Here is a 14642-nt window from a genome sequence, read left to right as displayed (position 1 = left end):
TGTCGTTACTCCTGCCTTAGTCGTGTACTTCGGAAAAGACGTGATCGACGCCATGGCGCCAATCAGGCAGATGTAGCCCGAACGCACCGGTCAACTTGCTACAATCCAGCCGTGAATTTGCAGGACGCTTGGCTGGTAAAGGATATTCATGCGTCGCGATGGGTTGAATGTCCTTCGACTTCAATTTCAGGGCGAGGCCCCGACGTTCTGCCGCGTCAACCACGTGGCACGCATATTCGTACCACGTAGTTTCGCCGCCTGCGGCCAGATGGTAGGTCCCATAGTCGAACAGCTCGGGGCGTTGGCCCTGACGCGTCACGAGATGCGCCGTCACATCGGCGATCAGGGACGCGGAAGTCGGCGCCCCCACCTGATCCGCTATGATCCTGAGCTGTTCGCGCTCACTGGCGAGACGCAGGATGGTTTTCAGGAAATTGGCACCATGCGCGCCAACGACCCAGCTGGTCCGCAAGATCAGATGCCGGCATCCGGAATGGCGTACCGCCTGCTCCCCTTCCCACTTGGTCATGCCATAGACGCACTGAGGGTCGGCGGGATCGGATTCCCGGTAGGGTGCGGTCCCCGAACCCGAGAACACGTAGTCGGTCGAGTAGTGGACAAGCATCGCGCCATGCGCGGCAGCCCACTCGGCCATAATGCCCGGCGCCGTGCCGTTGATTGCACGTGCGACGTCCGGCTCGCTCTCTGCCTTGTCGACAGCGGTATAGGCTGCCGGATTAACGATCACATCGGGCCGCTCGCGCTCCAGAACGGCCAGGATGCTATCAGCATTGCAGATATCCATGTCCTGGCGCGTGAGCGCGGTAACGGCGCCAAGCGGCGCCAGCGAGCGACGCAACTCGAAACCGACCTGGCCGTTTGCGCCGGTAATCAGGATTCGCCGCATCCTCAAGCTCCGTATTGCTTTTCGACCCACGCACGATATTGCCCGCTCGTGACGTTCTTCACCCAATCCTGATTGTCCAGATACCACGCAACCGTCTTGCGGATGCCCGTCTCGAATGTTTCGGCCGGCCTCCAGTCCAGTTCGCGTTCGAGCTTGCGTGCGTCGATTGCATATCGGCGATCGTGACCCGGCCGGTCCTGGACGAAATTGATTTGCGTTGTGTACGATTCACCATCGGTACGTGGCTTCAATTCATCGAGAATCGAACAGATCGTGCGTACTACATCGAGATTGGCCTTTTCATTCCAACCGCCTACGTTGTAGGTCTCTCCGAGTGCGCCCGATTTCAGTACCGCTCGAATCGCCGAGCAATGATCCTTCACATAGAGCCAGTCGCGAATCTGCTGCCCGTCACCATAGATAGGCAGCGGCTTGCCCGCCAGCGCATTGAGAATGACGAGTGGAATCAGCTTTTCGGGAAAGTGGAACGGGCCGTAGTTGTTCGAACAGTTCGTGGTCACAACGGGTAAGCCGTACGTGTGATGCCACGCACGGACCAGATGATCGGACGCGGCCTTGCTGGCCGAATAGGGGCTGTTCGGCTCATATGGATTCGTTTCCGCGAAAGGTGGATCGTTCGCAGCAAGCGTGCCGAAGACCTCGTCAGTGGATACATGGAGGAACCGGAATGCCTTGCGTTCATCGTCCGGCAATGCGCTCCAGAAAACACGCACCGACTCAAGCAAATTAAACGTACCCACCACATTCGTCTGAATGAACTCCCCAGGACCCGTGATCGATCGGTCCACATGGGATTCGGCTGCGAAATTGACGACAGCGCGCGGTTTGTATCGCTCAAGCAACGCGCCGATAAGCTCGCGATCACCGATATCACCGCGCACGAACATATGACGGCTATCACCGTCCAGCGATTTCAGCGTATCGAGGTTGCCGGCATACGTCAGCTTATCGACATTGAGTACGTGCTCGTCGCTTCCCGCCAACCAATCCAGCACAAAATTGGCACCGATAAACCCGGCTCCACCAGTAACGAGCAGCATAGATTCCCCCAGTTAAATAATCGAGCAGAAAATCAAAACATGATCGACAAAGATGCCGCGACCATGTTTCGATTTATCGCGTTTTATATTGACACAGCCGCTTATTCATCGCGCACCCAACTCAGGTGCAGCGCCCCCGGGCGCTCAGCCGTTCCACGAATGCACCCGATCATTCCAAATCGGGTGCGCGTGGCCTTTGAAACATTGTCAACTTATCGTGTGACCTGGATGCCCGTCACTACAGGGTATGCGACCGAAAATACGAGGTTCAACACCTTCTGAATATCGGTAATTGGTGCATTCGACACATACAGCAGATCCTTGTTGTCCATCATAAAATTACGCGCAATGAAGAACGAATTGGGATCGTGGAGATCGAGCCGATAAATAACTGGCACCTTGCCGTCTGCCGTCACGCGAGCCGGTTGATTTGGCCAATTGAGCGAATTCGCGCCTTCCATACGGAATATGAACACGCCCCGCGCATCGGAACGCGCATCCTCGAGACCGCCGGCGCGCGCGAGCGCTTGCGCGAGCGATATACCCTGCGCTTCGAAATTGATTTCCTGATTCTTGCCGGTCGCCCCCAGTGCCAGGAAGCTGTACGGCTGGAACAGCGCGGTGACGACGTCGCCAGCGCGCAGCGGGACATTTTGCCTCGGATCACGAATCACGGTTTCGAGCGGAAGCGCCACAACTCTGTCGCCGCGGGTCACCTGCAGCGTGATCTTGTCGATCGGCTGACGCACGCCGCCCGCACTCGCCAGCGCATCCAGCAACCGCTCGCCACGCGCGGATAGTTGCATACGATTACTGTTCACGACATCACCGACGACGGTGACGTAAGAAGTGGCATTACGCGACAGCCGGACCAGCACTTGCGGATCATGGGCGATATTCTTCAGATGATTCGTAATATCGTGCGCCAATTGCGTCGGCGTTCGGCCTGTCGCCTTGACATTGCCGACGAACGGCACGTTAATGAAGCCACTGCCGTCGATCGTCTGCTCCGGGAGCACCGTCACACGAGCGTTACTGGGCCCGCTCCTGCCATCACCCTGTGCCGCCCCGAAAAGCATCGCCGGCGGCGCTTCCCAGATCGACACCTCGATCGTATCGCCGACCCCGAGTTGTTGCTGAAAATCCGCCGCGACGCCCAGCGTCGTTGCAAAATCCGAACGTCCTCGTTCTGCATAGAGTTTGCGGGCCACATCGTCGGTTATGTCGACAATCTGGATCCCGGTCGCGTTCTCGCCTGCGGCGGATGAGTTCGCTGCACGATTGACCTGTGCGGTACTGGGCCCGGACGTCGGGACGATAGAGCAACCGGCGAGCGCGCCGAGCAGCAGCACCGGCGTTATGACACGGCTTAGCAAATGCGACATGAAGTGCAGATTTTTAAGAATAGACTGGCGCAAATTGTCGCACAGTGCGAGATGCCATAGAATAATTCACCCATATATATTGCACGAGTCTTCTACCCTCGGCAAACAAACGTCCGGCAGCGACGACCAGCTCCCGTGTAGCGCAACTCTATTTCACCCCAGTGACACAAATTCTTCTGGACGTCACGCGTCTTGCCAAACGTTTTCACGATGGCCTGATTCCCACCGGCGTCGATCGAGTCGGATTGGCCTACATTGAGCGATATGGAGAGCAAGCACGCGCAATTCTGAGCGAGCGGGGCTTCTCTGCAATGATGTCGGAACGGAATTCCCAACGTATCTTCTCACTGCTTCTGTCGACAAAACGCGACAGGGGGCTGTTGCGCAGGATCATCGCCCAGACCCTGCTCAGACCGCTATCCTCGTCCAAGTTGCATAGTGCTACGCTTCTGCATACCAGTCATAACGGCATGGAGTTTCCGCGCTACTATCGCGCCATGACGAGGCGCAATGCACGTACGGTCTTCATGGTGCATGACCTCATTCCGTTGACCCATGCGGAATACTGCCGCCCCGGAATCGACGACGCGCATCGCGGACGCATCCGAACGGCACTGCGACATGCAAACGGCCTGATCGCCAACTCCCAAGGCACGCTCGATGCACTCGTCGACGAAGCGCATCTTGCCGGCTTGCCTTTGCCGCCCACCGTCGTCGCGCATCTTGCGCCTGCCACCCTGCAGAGGATCACGTGCGCCCCACCGCTGGACAAGCCATACTTCGTCATGCTCGGCACCATCGAACCCCGGAAGAATCACTGGTTCATGCTGCACGTGTGGCGCAGGCTGGTCGAACTGCAGGGTGACGCTGCACCGAAACTCGTGATTGTCGGCCGTCGAGGCTGGGAATGCGAAAACGTCGTCGACATGCTCGAGCGCTGCGCCGAACTGCGAGGTTTTGTCATCGAGGAGCCGGGCTGTTCGGACGAGCGCCTGAGCGCGCTGTTGCAACATGCGCGAGCACTGTTATTCCCGTCTTTCGCGGAAGGTTACGGCCTGCCCCTCGTCGAAGCGCTCGCGTTGAACGTACCCGTGTTGGCCAGCGACATCGCAATCTTCCACGAGATCGCCGACGACATTCCCGATTATCTCGATCCGCTGGACGGACCGGGATGGCAGGCGCGGATCATGTCGTATGCCACGCACAACAGCCCGGAACGGGCGGCCCAACTCTCGCGCATTCCCCGCTTTCGAGTACCGACTTGGCCTGATCATTTTGACCGCGTCGATGAATTTCTCGCCACACTGAACTGAACGATGATTCGACTGATTTCCGCCCGGACGGACGCGATGCGCATACCCCCCCTCAACCGCTGTCGTGCGACCCGAGCCACATGCGGCGCGTAATCAGCGGAACCGCAACGATCTGGCATCGCCACGTAACACGTGCGAGGCCGCACCCTATCGCCCGCTGGTCACCCGGAGTCATCGCCGCGGGCCCCATCGCCGCACGCCCCTACACGGGCGTGTCGCCCCTGTCTTGGCTGCCATCGATTGCCGGCAAAGACTCCGGCCAGCTCGTCGCCACACTGAACACGAGACTGCTATGCGCGTCCCAAACAGATACGTCGCCGGCAATAGAAGCGCTGATGTCCCGTGTACTGACGTCGGATGCGCTGCACATGCGCACCAGGATTACCCCTTTGCCGAGCGAACTGGAACACGATGCAGCGCACCCCGCCGTCCTCGTGATCGACGAACGAACGCATTCGGCGGTCGATCCTGATTCACGCCCGACGCAGCGCGCGAGACAGTTTCGCGAAATGGTTGCTCAAATCTGCGCGCTGGAGCACGGTGCATCCATCTGGATACTACGCAGCAACGATCCAGGAAGCGGCCCCTGGCTATCGGAGCACGCACCATTGCCGGACAACACGCGCCTTCTTCACACAAACACGTCGCTAGGCGACATCCTTCGCCACGTCGACCGCGTATATGTCGTCACTGCGTCGGAAGGCATTGGTGCATTGCTGGCGAACGTACCGCTGCATGTGTTCGGTCGCCCGCTCTATGCCGGATGGGGTTTGACCAACGACGCCCGGCCGCTGCCCGGTCGTGTCGCACGCCCGACAATCGCGGCGTTGTTCGAATCCCTGTTCGTGGAGCACATGCACTACCTTGACCCGATAACATACGGTCCCGGCACGCTTGGCGCGCTGCTCGACTTCATCGATGTGCAACACGCGGTGGCACGAAGATTCGCCCGCGTCGATCAGCTCGCAGGCGTCCGCTTTCAATGGTGGAAACGGCCGTACGCCACCCCCTTTCTGACTGCGGGCGGCGGGCGACTTCGCTGGACGGATGGAACGCATCCCGTGCGACAGGGCGAATTTGCTGCCTTCTGGGGTGCGCGCACAGCTGACAAGCTGTCCACTGCCCCCCACGTCAGAATCGAAGACGGTTTCATCCATTCCACCGGCTTGGGATCGGATATGTCGCCACCACGCAGCCAGGTCGTTGACCTCCGGGGCATCTATTTCGACGCCAGCGCCCCCAGCGACCTGACCGACCTGTTGAATCACGAGACGTTTGACGACGCTGAGCTGGCGCGAGCAGCAGCACTGCGGCTCAAGATCGTCGACGCAGGTTTGACCAAATACAACCTGGGTCGCCGGGCACCGACATGGCGTGCGCCCGACGGGAGAACCGTCATTCTGGTGCCCGGCCAAGTCGCCGACGACGCGTCGATTCGGCTTGGCACACGTGGCATCAACAGCCTGGATACGCTGCTGCGCCGCGTGCGCGAACGTCAACCCGACGCATTCATCGTGTACAAGCCTCATCCGGACGTGCTCTCCGGAAACCGGAGCGGCCTCGTCAACGCCGCCCAGCTAGCAAACATCGTCGACTCCGAGTCGGACATGATTTCGCTGATCGAGGCAGCCGACGAAGTACACACGCTGTCGTCCCTCGCCGGATTCGACGCGTTGCTGCGTGGCAAGACAGTCTGCACATACGGGTTACCGTTCTACGCTGGCTGGGGCTTGACGGACGACAACCTCGCACCGCTGCCTTGGCGCGAGCGGACTTTGTCGCTCGATATGCTGGTGGCGGGCGCCTTGCTGCGCTATCCGCTTTACTGGGACTGGCAACTCCGGCTCTTTACCACCCCCGAAGCCGTCGTCAGCCAGTTGTCGGAGGACGCTGCGCGCCCGCTCAAAACCGTCGCCCAGGACCGCTGGCGCCCCTACCTGAAGGCATTTCGGTGGACTCGCAACGCCCTGTGCCACCTTTCCTGGCATTATCGGCAGAACTCGGCACGCCAAGATCCGGCCTAGGCATGCATCCGAACCCGGGCACCGGTTTGTTGCACTGCCACCAGTCGCAAATCCGTCTTCCGGTTGCCCGCGAACACATGTCGCGGTATAAAAATCGCCGCGACGCCTCTCCTCGCACCCGCCTCTTCCCACTTTCCCGGAGAACGCATGATCGATCTCGCCACAGCCCAGCAATTCCTGATGACCCGCGGTCTCGACTTCGGCCTCAACCTCCTCGCCGCGATCGTGTTGTGGTTCGTCGGTCGCTGGGCGATCCGCATCGGCACGCGCCTGCTCGGCAAGGTCGTGCGCCGAAGCGGCAAGGTCGACCCGACCCTGACCGACTACCTGACCTCCGTCGTCGGCGTGCTGCTGACGATCCTGCTGATCCTCGCGATCCTGCAGATCTTCGGCGTGCAGACGACCTCGTTCGCCGCCCTGCTCGCCGGCCTCGGCCTCGCGATCGGTACCGCCTGGGGCGGCCTGCTCGCGCATTTCGCCGCAGGCGTGTTCATGCAGGTGCTGCGTCCGTTCAAGATCGGCGACGTGATCAATGCCGGCGGCGTCACGGGCACCGTGAAGGAACTCGGTCTGTTCGGCACGACGATCATCACGCCCGACAACATCGTGACGATCGTCGGCAACAACAAAATCTTCTCGGACAACATCGCGAACTACAGCGCGACGTCGTACCGTCGTGTCGACCTGACCGCGAAGATCGCGAACGGCGTCGATGCGGTCGACGCGATCAACCGCCTGAAGACGTCGATCCAGCAGATCCCGAACGTGCTGACCACCCCGGCGCCAGACGTCGGCGTGCTGCAGTTCACGCCGGAAGGCCCGCTGCTGTTCGTGCGCCCGTCCACGGCACCCGAGAACTACTGGCAGGTGTACTGCGACACCAACCGCGTGATCCTCGATACGTTCCGCGACGCGCAATTCCCGACGCCCGAAACCCCGATCTCGCATCGTACGGCCTGACGGCACGATTCATCGACGCACGAAAAATGCTTGGCACAGCCACTTAAGTTTGCTGTAAAACCCGTCGTTATTGGAAGCCAGTGGCCCTGACTTCCTTGGTCACCAGTCGGATCCTTCGCACTGGCTTATGAAACGGGACTCTGAGGCAGCTATGTCGTCGTTGTCATCACAACGTGCCGACAAACGACCGCTGCCTCAGAAGTGAAGTTGGCAATCACGGCCTTACTTAAGGTACCTTACAAAAATTGAAACATCACCTTCTCATCGCCGGCACCGGTCGTGCCGGAACAAGCTTCCTGGTCCAATACCTTGCGGCGTGCGGCCTCGACACGCATCTCGCGAGAAATCCTGAAGATCAACTCGATGAGAATGCCAATGCCGGCCTTGAGGACTTCCCGGCGGACAATGCCGATCTTCCCTACGTCATCAAATCCCCATGGCTTTATGAATTTGTCGACGAACTGCTCGCGCGCGACAATATCGCAGTCGACGCCGTCATCATCCCCATGCGGGATCTTGTGGAGGCCTCCGCGAGTAGAGTAGCCAACGAATTGCGTGCGCGTCTCGGGCACGAAGCGCTTCCCGGCGAATTGACGCGCTGGCATACGTGGGGATCTACACCGGGAGGCGTCGTCTATTCGTTGAATCCGATCGATCAGGCTCGCCTGCTGTCGATGGGGTTCCACCGAGTAATCCATGCCTGCGTAAAGAAGCGCGTGCCGCTGATCTTTTTGGAGTTCCCCCGCTTCATCGCCGACGGCGAATACCTCTACGAACAATTGCGACCGATCCTCAATGGGATCGACCTTTCCACCGCAATGCTCGCGCACGCCAAAACCGCCCAGCCGAACAAAGTGAGGATCGGCGGGGAGCTCGCGAATTCAACGAACATCCCGAAGGGTGATCTCTTCCCGGATTTTGACGCATTGGATCGGGTCGCGCTTCACCGGGAGATTACCAACGCACGGCGCGATCGCGATATCCATCGAACGGAATTGGAAAACCTGAGATCCGTGATCGCCGATCTGGAGCGGAGGCTGGGAGAAAACATCCAGGACCGCGATCACTGGAAGGAACTGGCCGCACAAGAAAGCGCGCATCGCGTCCGTATGGAACAGGAGCTGGACGAAGGCCGCCGGCAGCACGAGAGTCAGGTCTCGGACATACAACGCGCACATCTGCAGCAGCTGGAAGAAGCCATTGGCGAACGGGATCGCGTGATTTCCGACTTGAGATCCGCCATCGTCGCTGTAGAGCAGAGGCTGGAAGAAAACATCCAGGACCGCGATCACTGGAAGGAACAGGCCGCGCAAGAAAGCGCGCATCGCGTCCGTATGGAACAGGAGCTGGACGAAGGCCGCCGGCAGCACGAGAGCCAGGCCTCGGACATGCAACGCGCGCATCTGCAGCAACTGCAAGAAGTCATTGGCGAACGGGATCGTGCGATTTCCGACCTGAGATCCGCCATCGTCGCTGTAGAGCAGAGGCTCGAAGAAAACATCCAGGACCGCGATCACTGGAAGGAACAGGCCGCACAAGAAAGCGCGCATCGCGTCCGTATGGAACAGGAGCTGGACGAAGGCCGCCGGCAGCACGAGAGCCAGGCCTCGGACATGCAACGCGCGCATCTGCAGCAGCTGGAAGAAGTCATTGGCGAACGGGATCGTGCGATTTCCGACTTGAGATCCGCCATCGTCGCTGTAGAGCAGAGGCTCGAAGAAAACATCCAGGACCGCGATCACTGGAAGGAACAGGCCGCACAAGAAAGCGCGCATCGCGTCCGTATGGAACAGGAGTTGGAGGAAAGTCGCCGGCAACATGAAAGCCAGGTCTCGGACATGCAGCGCGCGCATCTGCAGCAACTGGAAGAAGTCGTAAGCGACCGGGATCGCTTGGCGTCCGATATGACTGAAAAGAATGCAATGATCGAGGAAATCCTTACATCAGCCTCTTGGCGGATTACAGATCCACTCCGAAAACTGCACATGGCGTTGCGTCGCAAGTGAGCCCCTTATTCGCTCCGGTAATGACACAGAGTCTTTTGCAACAAGCGAGCGCACGTTGAGAAATCGCCTCAGAGCAATCGTGGAAGGTGAATGCAGCAGGACTTTTAGGTCGTACCGGGGCGACGGGACTCGCAAGAAGCGGGCATGTTGCCGCGCTTGACGAACCCATCCCGACGAAGCCCGTGCCTGCCGGGACCTGACTGACGACCTCGCGCCGCTGCCCTGTCCAGTCTGGCTCGTACTCGGCGAAGACGACATCGTCCGTTTCGAAGGCACCTACGGTCGAGCAGGCTCGCAACTACGACATCTCCCCGCGCCTCGATCCGGCGCCCGGCGACGCACAATACCCGACGCCCGAAACCCCGATCTCGCATCGCAACGCGTAACGACGACATCGGACGAAAAAAAAGCGTGGCACCCGCCACGCTTTTTTACTGCACCGAAACGGAAACGAAGCTCAATCGCTCAACGCCCGCCCGTCTTCTGCGCATTATCCGACTGCCGCCCTCGCACGAGCTTCCACACCGCCCCCAGCGCGACCGGCACGACCGCCGCACCGATCCCGGCCAGCACGATCACGTTCAGGTACTGGCGGATGAACGGGATATTGCCGAAGAAATAGCCGAGCAGCACGAGCAGCAGCACCCACACCAACGCACCGATCACGTTGAAGAGCTGGAAGCGCGCGACGCTCATCGACGAAGCCCCCGCGACGAACGGCGCGAACGTCCGCACGACCGGGATGAAGCGCGCGAGCACGATCGTCTTGCCGCCGTGCTTGTCGTAGAACGAGTGGGTCTTCTGCAGCGCGGCGCGATCGAGGAAGCGCTCGAGCACCGGGATATGGGTGTTGAACACCTTCGGGCCGACCCAGCGGCCGATCATGTAATTGACCGTGTTGCCGGTGATCGCCGCGACGAGCAACAGCACGATCAGCAAGCCGACATTCATCTCGCCCGTCGCCGCGAACGCGCCGCCGATGAACAGCAGCGAATCGCCGGGCAGGAACGGGAACACGACGAGCCCCGTCTCGCAGAACACGATCAGAAACAGCACGAGATAGACCCATGCGCCGTACTGCCGGATGAAATCGCCGAGGAATGCGTCGATATGCAGGACAAGATTGACGAAATGAAGCAGCGTATCCAAATGCGATTCCTCGAAGGCGAAAGGGCCGGAACGGCCAAATATGGCGGAAGCGCCCGCCGGTCAAGGCCGGGCGTGTTACGAAGCCATGATACCGAAACTACCTTAAGGCTCCGTGAAAAAACGTAACCGCCGGTCGCCCCGGCATGCATTCGCCGCCTCGCTATAATTCGGCCATGTCCGATATCACCGAAACGGCCGCGGGCGCCGCGCGCGCCCCTGCCCCGCGCCCACTGCGCGCGATCCAGCCCCTGCCCGACCAGCTGATCAGCCAGATCGCCGCCGGCGAGGTCGTCGAACGTCCGGCGTCGGTCGTCAAGGAACTGCTCGAGAACGCGATGGACGCCGGCGCCAGCACGCTGCGCATCGTGCTGGAGGAAGGCGGCGTGAAGCGCATCTCGATCACCGACGACGGTTGCGGGATTCCGCCGGACGAGCTCGCGCTCGCACTGATGCGCCATGCCACCAGCAAGATCCGCTCGCTCGAGGAGCTCGAGGCGGTCGCCACGCTGGGTTTTCGCGGCGAAGCGCTCGCGTCGATCGCGTCGGTCGCCGAGATGTCGATCACGAGCCGGACGGCCGATGCCGCGCATGCGATGAAGATCGACGCGCAGACGGGTGTGCTGTCGCCCGCCGCCGGCGCGACCGGCACGACGATCGAGGTCCGCGAGCTGTACTTCAACACGCCCGCGCGGCGCAAGTTCCTGAAGAGCGAGCAGACCGAGTTCGGCCACTGCCTGGAAATGATTCGCCGCGCGGCGCTCGCGCGGCCGGACGTCGCGATCTCGGTGCTGCACAACGGCAAGGCGGTCGAGCACTGGAATGCGACCGAGCCCGCACAGCGCGTCGCGAAGATCCTCGGCGACAGCTTCGCGACCGCGCACCTGCCGCTCGACGAGCAGGCCGGCCCGCTTGCGGTCTACGGCTGCGCAGGCCTGCCGACCGCGAGCCGCGGTCGCGCCGACCAGCAATACTTCTTCGTCAACGGCCGCTTCGTGCGCGACAAGCTGCTGACGCACGCGGTGCGCGCGGCCTACGAGGACGTGCTGCACGGCGACCGCTACCCGTCGTACGTGCTGTTCCTCGACCTGCCGCCCGAAGCCGTCGACGTGAACGTGCACCCGTCGAAGATCGAGGTGCGCTTCCGCGATTCGCGCTCGATCCACCAGTACGTGTTCCACGCGGTCCAGCGCGCGCTGGCGCGCCACGCGGGCGCGTCTCCGGAAACCACCGCGGGCGGCCATGCCGCGCAACTCTCACCGGCGCCGCGCGGGCCCGCGTCGTTCCTGGATACACCGCTCGGCCAGAGCCAGCAGGGCAACGCGATCGGCGGCAGCGGCTTCTCGGCGCCGTCGTCCTCGTCGTCGGGCAACACCTGGATGCGCCAGGCGCGGATGACCCAGGGCACGCTGCCCGTCGCGCAGCCGCTCGCGCTCTATGACGCGCTGTTCGGCCGCAAGGACACGGGCGCAGGCACGACGGACGGCACGACGCTCATCGCGCGCGATTCGGCCGATTCGACCAACGCACCGATCGCACCGCGGTCGGGCTTCGCGGCTTCGCCGCTCGCCGCCACCGCGCACGACGAGCAGCCGCTCGGCTTCGCGCTCGGCCAGATCCACGGCATCTACGTGCTCGCGCAGAACGCGCACGGCCTCGTGATCGTCGACATGCACGCGGCCCACGAGCGGATCCTGTACGAACAGTTCAAGAACGCGCTGGCCGATCGCACGGTCGCCGTGCAGTCGTTGCTGCTGCCGGTCTCGATGACGGCCACGCCGGTCGAGATCGGCACGGTCGAGGAAGAACGCGACACGCTCGAATCGCTCGGGTTCGACCTGGCGGTGCTGTCGCCGACGACGCTCGCGATCCGCGCGGTCCCCGCGCTGCTGAAGGATGCCGACCTGCAGTCGCTCGCGCGTGCGGTGCTCGCCGACCTTCATGCGTTCGGCGGTTCACGCGTGCTCACCGAGCGGCAGCACGAACTGCTCGGCACGCTCGCCTGCCATCACGCGGTGCGCGCGAACCGGCGCCTGACGCTCGACGAGATGAATGCGCTGCTGCGGCAGATGGAAGCGACCGAACGCGCGGACCAGTGCAATCACGGCCGGCCGACCTGGTATCAGCTCACGCTGAACGATCTGGACCGCCTCTTCATGCGCGGCCAATGAGCGCGGCACCTCACGCCAGCCCGACGACGATCGCCTGCCTGCTCGGCCCCACCGCGTCGGGCAAGACGGCCGCGGCGCTGGCGCTCGCGGCGCGCCGCCCGATCGAGATCGTCAGCGTCGATTCGGCGCTCGTCTACCGCGACATGGATATCGGCACCGCGAAGCCTTCGCGCGAAGAACGCGCGAGCGTGCCGCATCACCTGATCGACATCATCGACCCGGCCGACGCGTATTCGGCCGCGGGTTTCCGCGCGGACACGCTGCGCCTGATCGGCGAGATCGCCGCACGTGGCCGCACGCCGCTGCTCGCGGGCGGCACGATGCTGTACTACAAGGCGCTGACGCAGGGGCTCAACGACCTGCCGGGCGCCGATCCGGACGTGCGCGCCACCCTCGATGCCGAAGCCGCGCGCGACGGCTGGCCCGCGCTGCATGCGCGGCTCGCGCAAGTCGATCCCGACACGGCCGCGCGGCTCGCGCCGAACGATTCGCAACGCATCCAGCGCGCGCTCGAAGTGTTCATGCTGACCGGGCAGCCGATGTCGGCGCTGCTGGCCGCGCCGCGGCGCACCGACGACGCGGCCGCCGCTTACCGCTTCGTGCCGGTCGCGCTGGAGCCGTCGGATCGCGCAGTGCTGCATGCCCGGATCGCGCAGCGCTTCGACGCGATGCTCGATGCGGGCTTCATCGATGAAGTCGAGCGGCTGCGCCGTCGCGAAGATCTCCATCCGGACCTGCCGTCGATGCGCTGCGTCGGCTACCGGCAGGCGTGGGAATTCCTCGACGGCGACACCGACTACCGGACGATGCGCGACAAGGGGATCTTCGCGACGCGCCAGCTCTGCAAGCGCCAGATCACCTGGCTGCGCGCGATGCCGGAGCGGATCGTCGTCGACTGCATCGCGCCGGACTCGACGGCCCGCGCACTCGACGCGCTCGAACGCGTGCTCGACGGCAGCCCGCAGGGCTGACCGCGTCAGCCGCGCCCGCGCGCTGCCAGGCGCGCGCGGGCACCGTCGACGATCAATGCGACGCCGCGCTCGAACGCTTCATCGCCGCCGCGCGCGCGCAGCGCGGCCCAGCCCTTCGCGAGCAGCGGATACTCAGCGGCGTCCGGCAGCGGCGCATCGGCGTCGCCGTCCGGTTCCGCCTGCTCTTCCAGCACCCATCCAACCACGAAGCGGCCCAGCGCATACATCACGTCGACCGCCTCGTCCGGCGCGAAACCCGCGTCGCCGAGCAGCGCGACCTTGCGTTCGATCGAGCCGAAATGCAGCGCGCGCGGCCGCGTACCGGCATGCAGGCGTGCGCCGTCGCGATAGGCCAGCAGCGCCCGGCGGAAACTGCGCGCGTTGTCGAAAAGCCACGCATCCCACGCTTCACCCGGCCGCGGCAGCGACGCGTCGTGACGCTCGAGCATGATCGCCTCGGCCATCGCATCGAGCAGTTCGCCCTTGTTCCGGAAATGCCAGTAAAGCGTCGGCGACTGCACGCCGAGCCGCTCGGCGAGCCGCCGCGTCGACAGCCCGTCGATGCCGACTTCGTCGAGCAGGTCGAGCGCCGCGCGCAATACCGTGTCGCGCGTCAGCCGCGCCCCTGTGTCCTTCATCTCTATCACCGATAGGGAAGCTGTGGAATAATCGTCACTCTATCACCGATAGAGTTGCCC

The 14642-nt window shown here is 62.5% G+C and carries 11 protein-coding genes; 6 read left to right on the top strand and 5 right to left on the bottom strand.

Annotated elements, in window-relative coordinates; translation table 11 throughout:
* Nucleotides 1-16: 16 nt before the first annotated feature.
* The 3 genes from rfbD to ACPTTC_RS04000 form a co-directional block, all read right to left on the bottom strand.
* Nucleotides 17-907 (bottom strand): dTDP-4-dehydrorhamnose reductase, encoded by an 891-nt coding sequence (gene rfbD, locus ACPTTC_RS04010; RefSeq protein ID WP_423391611.1) that lies wholly within the window; start codon nucleotides 905-907, stop codon nucleotides 17-19.
* Nucleotides 908-909: 2 nt separating this feature from the next.
* Nucleotides 910-1968, bottom strand: coding sequence for a dTDP-glucose 4,6-dehydratase (gene rfbB / locus ACPTTC_RS04005; protein ID WP_423391610.1), 1059 nt, complete (start codon nucleotides 1966-1968; stop codon nucleotides 910-912).
* 212 nt (nucleotides 1969-2180) lie between these two features.
* The gene (locus tag ACPTTC_RS04000) at nucleotides 2181-3353 is read right to left on the bottom strand and encodes a polysaccharide biosynthesis/export family protein (protein ID WP_423391609.1); all 1173 of its coding nucleotides are present in this window, start codon (nucleotides 3351-3353) and stop codon (nucleotides 2181-2183) included.
* Nucleotides 3354-3514: 161 nt separating this feature from the next.
* On the opposite strand from ACPTTC_RS04000, the gene ACPTTC_RS03995 reads away from it, so the two are divergent.
* From ACPTTC_RS03995 to ACPTTC_RS03980, 4 genes are all read left to right on the top strand, one after another.
* The gene (locus tag ACPTTC_RS03995; RefSeq protein ID WP_423391608.1) at nucleotides 3515-4666 is read left to right on the top strand and encodes a glycosyltransferase family 4 protein; all 1152 of its coding nucleotides are present in this window, start codon (nucleotides 3515-3517) and stop codon (nucleotides 4664-4666) included.
* Nucleotides 4667-5001: 335 nt separating this feature from the next.
* Nucleotides 5002-6690 (top strand): capsular biosynthesis protein, encoded by a 1689-nt coding sequence (locus tag ACPTTC_RS03990; protein ID WP_423391607.1) that lies wholly within the window; start codon nucleotides 5002-5004, stop codon nucleotides 6688-6690.
* A gap of 147 nt (nucleotides 6691-6837) precedes the next feature.
* Nucleotides 6838-7650 (top strand): mechanosensitive ion channel family protein, encoded by an 813-nt coding sequence (locus tag ACPTTC_RS03985; RefSeq protein WP_423391606.1) that lies wholly within the window; start codon nucleotides 6838-6840, stop codon nucleotides 7648-7650.
* 245 nt (nucleotides 7651-7895) lie between these two features.
* A complete protein-coding gene (locus ACPTTC_RS03980) occupies nucleotides 7896-9656 on the top strand; it encodes a hypothetical protein (protein WP_423391605.1) in 1761 nt (586 codons plus the stop codon).
* Nucleotides 9657-10121: 465 nt separating this feature from the next.
* Here ACPTTC_RS03980 and ACPTTC_RS03975 read toward each other — a convergent pair whose 3' ends face one another.
* Nucleotides 10122-10805 (bottom strand): DedA family protein, encoded by a 684-nt coding sequence (locus tag ACPTTC_RS03975; RefSeq protein WP_175958236.1) that lies wholly within the window; start codon nucleotides 10803-10805, stop codon nucleotides 10122-10124.
* Between the two features lie 173 nt (nucleotides 10806-10978).
* Between ACPTTC_RS03975 and mutL the strand changes: the two genes are divergently transcribed.
* Together mutL and miaA are read left to right on the top strand one after the other, a co-directional pair.
* Nucleotides 10979-12973 carry a DNA mismatch repair endonuclease MutL gene (gene mutL, locus ACPTTC_RS03970; RefSeq protein WP_423391604.1) on the top strand — a complete coding sequence of 665 codons (1995 nt, stop codon included), beginning with the start codon at nucleotides 10979-10981 and terminating at the stop codon, nucleotides 12971-12973.
* Nucleotides 12970-13944: a tRNA (adenosine(37)-N6)-dimethylallyltransferase MiaA gene (miaA, locus tag ACPTTC_RS03965; RefSeq protein WP_423391603.1), complete on the top strand. Its 975-nt coding sequence runs from the start codon at nucleotides 12970-12972 to the stop codon at nucleotides 13942-13944. Before mutL ends, miaA begins: the two co-directional genes overlap by 4 nt.
* A gap of 5 nt (nucleotides 13945-13949) precedes the next feature.
* Here miaA and tetR read toward each other — a convergent pair whose 3' ends face one another.
* Nucleotides 13950-14582: a tetracycline resistance transcriptional repressor TetR gene (tetR, locus tag ACPTTC_RS03960; RefSeq protein ID WP_423391602.1), complete on the bottom strand. Its 633-nt coding sequence runs from the start codon at nucleotides 14580-14582 to the stop codon at nucleotides 13950-13952.
* Between the last annotated feature and the right edge of the window lie 60 nt (nucleotides 14583-14642).

The organism is Burkholderia mycopellens, assembly GCF_964265025.1.
Classification (GTDB): domain Bacteria; phylum Pseudomonadota; class Gammaproteobacteria; order Burkholderiales; family Burkholderiaceae; genus Burkholderia.
This window is presented reverse-complemented; position numbering and strand designations above follow the sequence as displayed.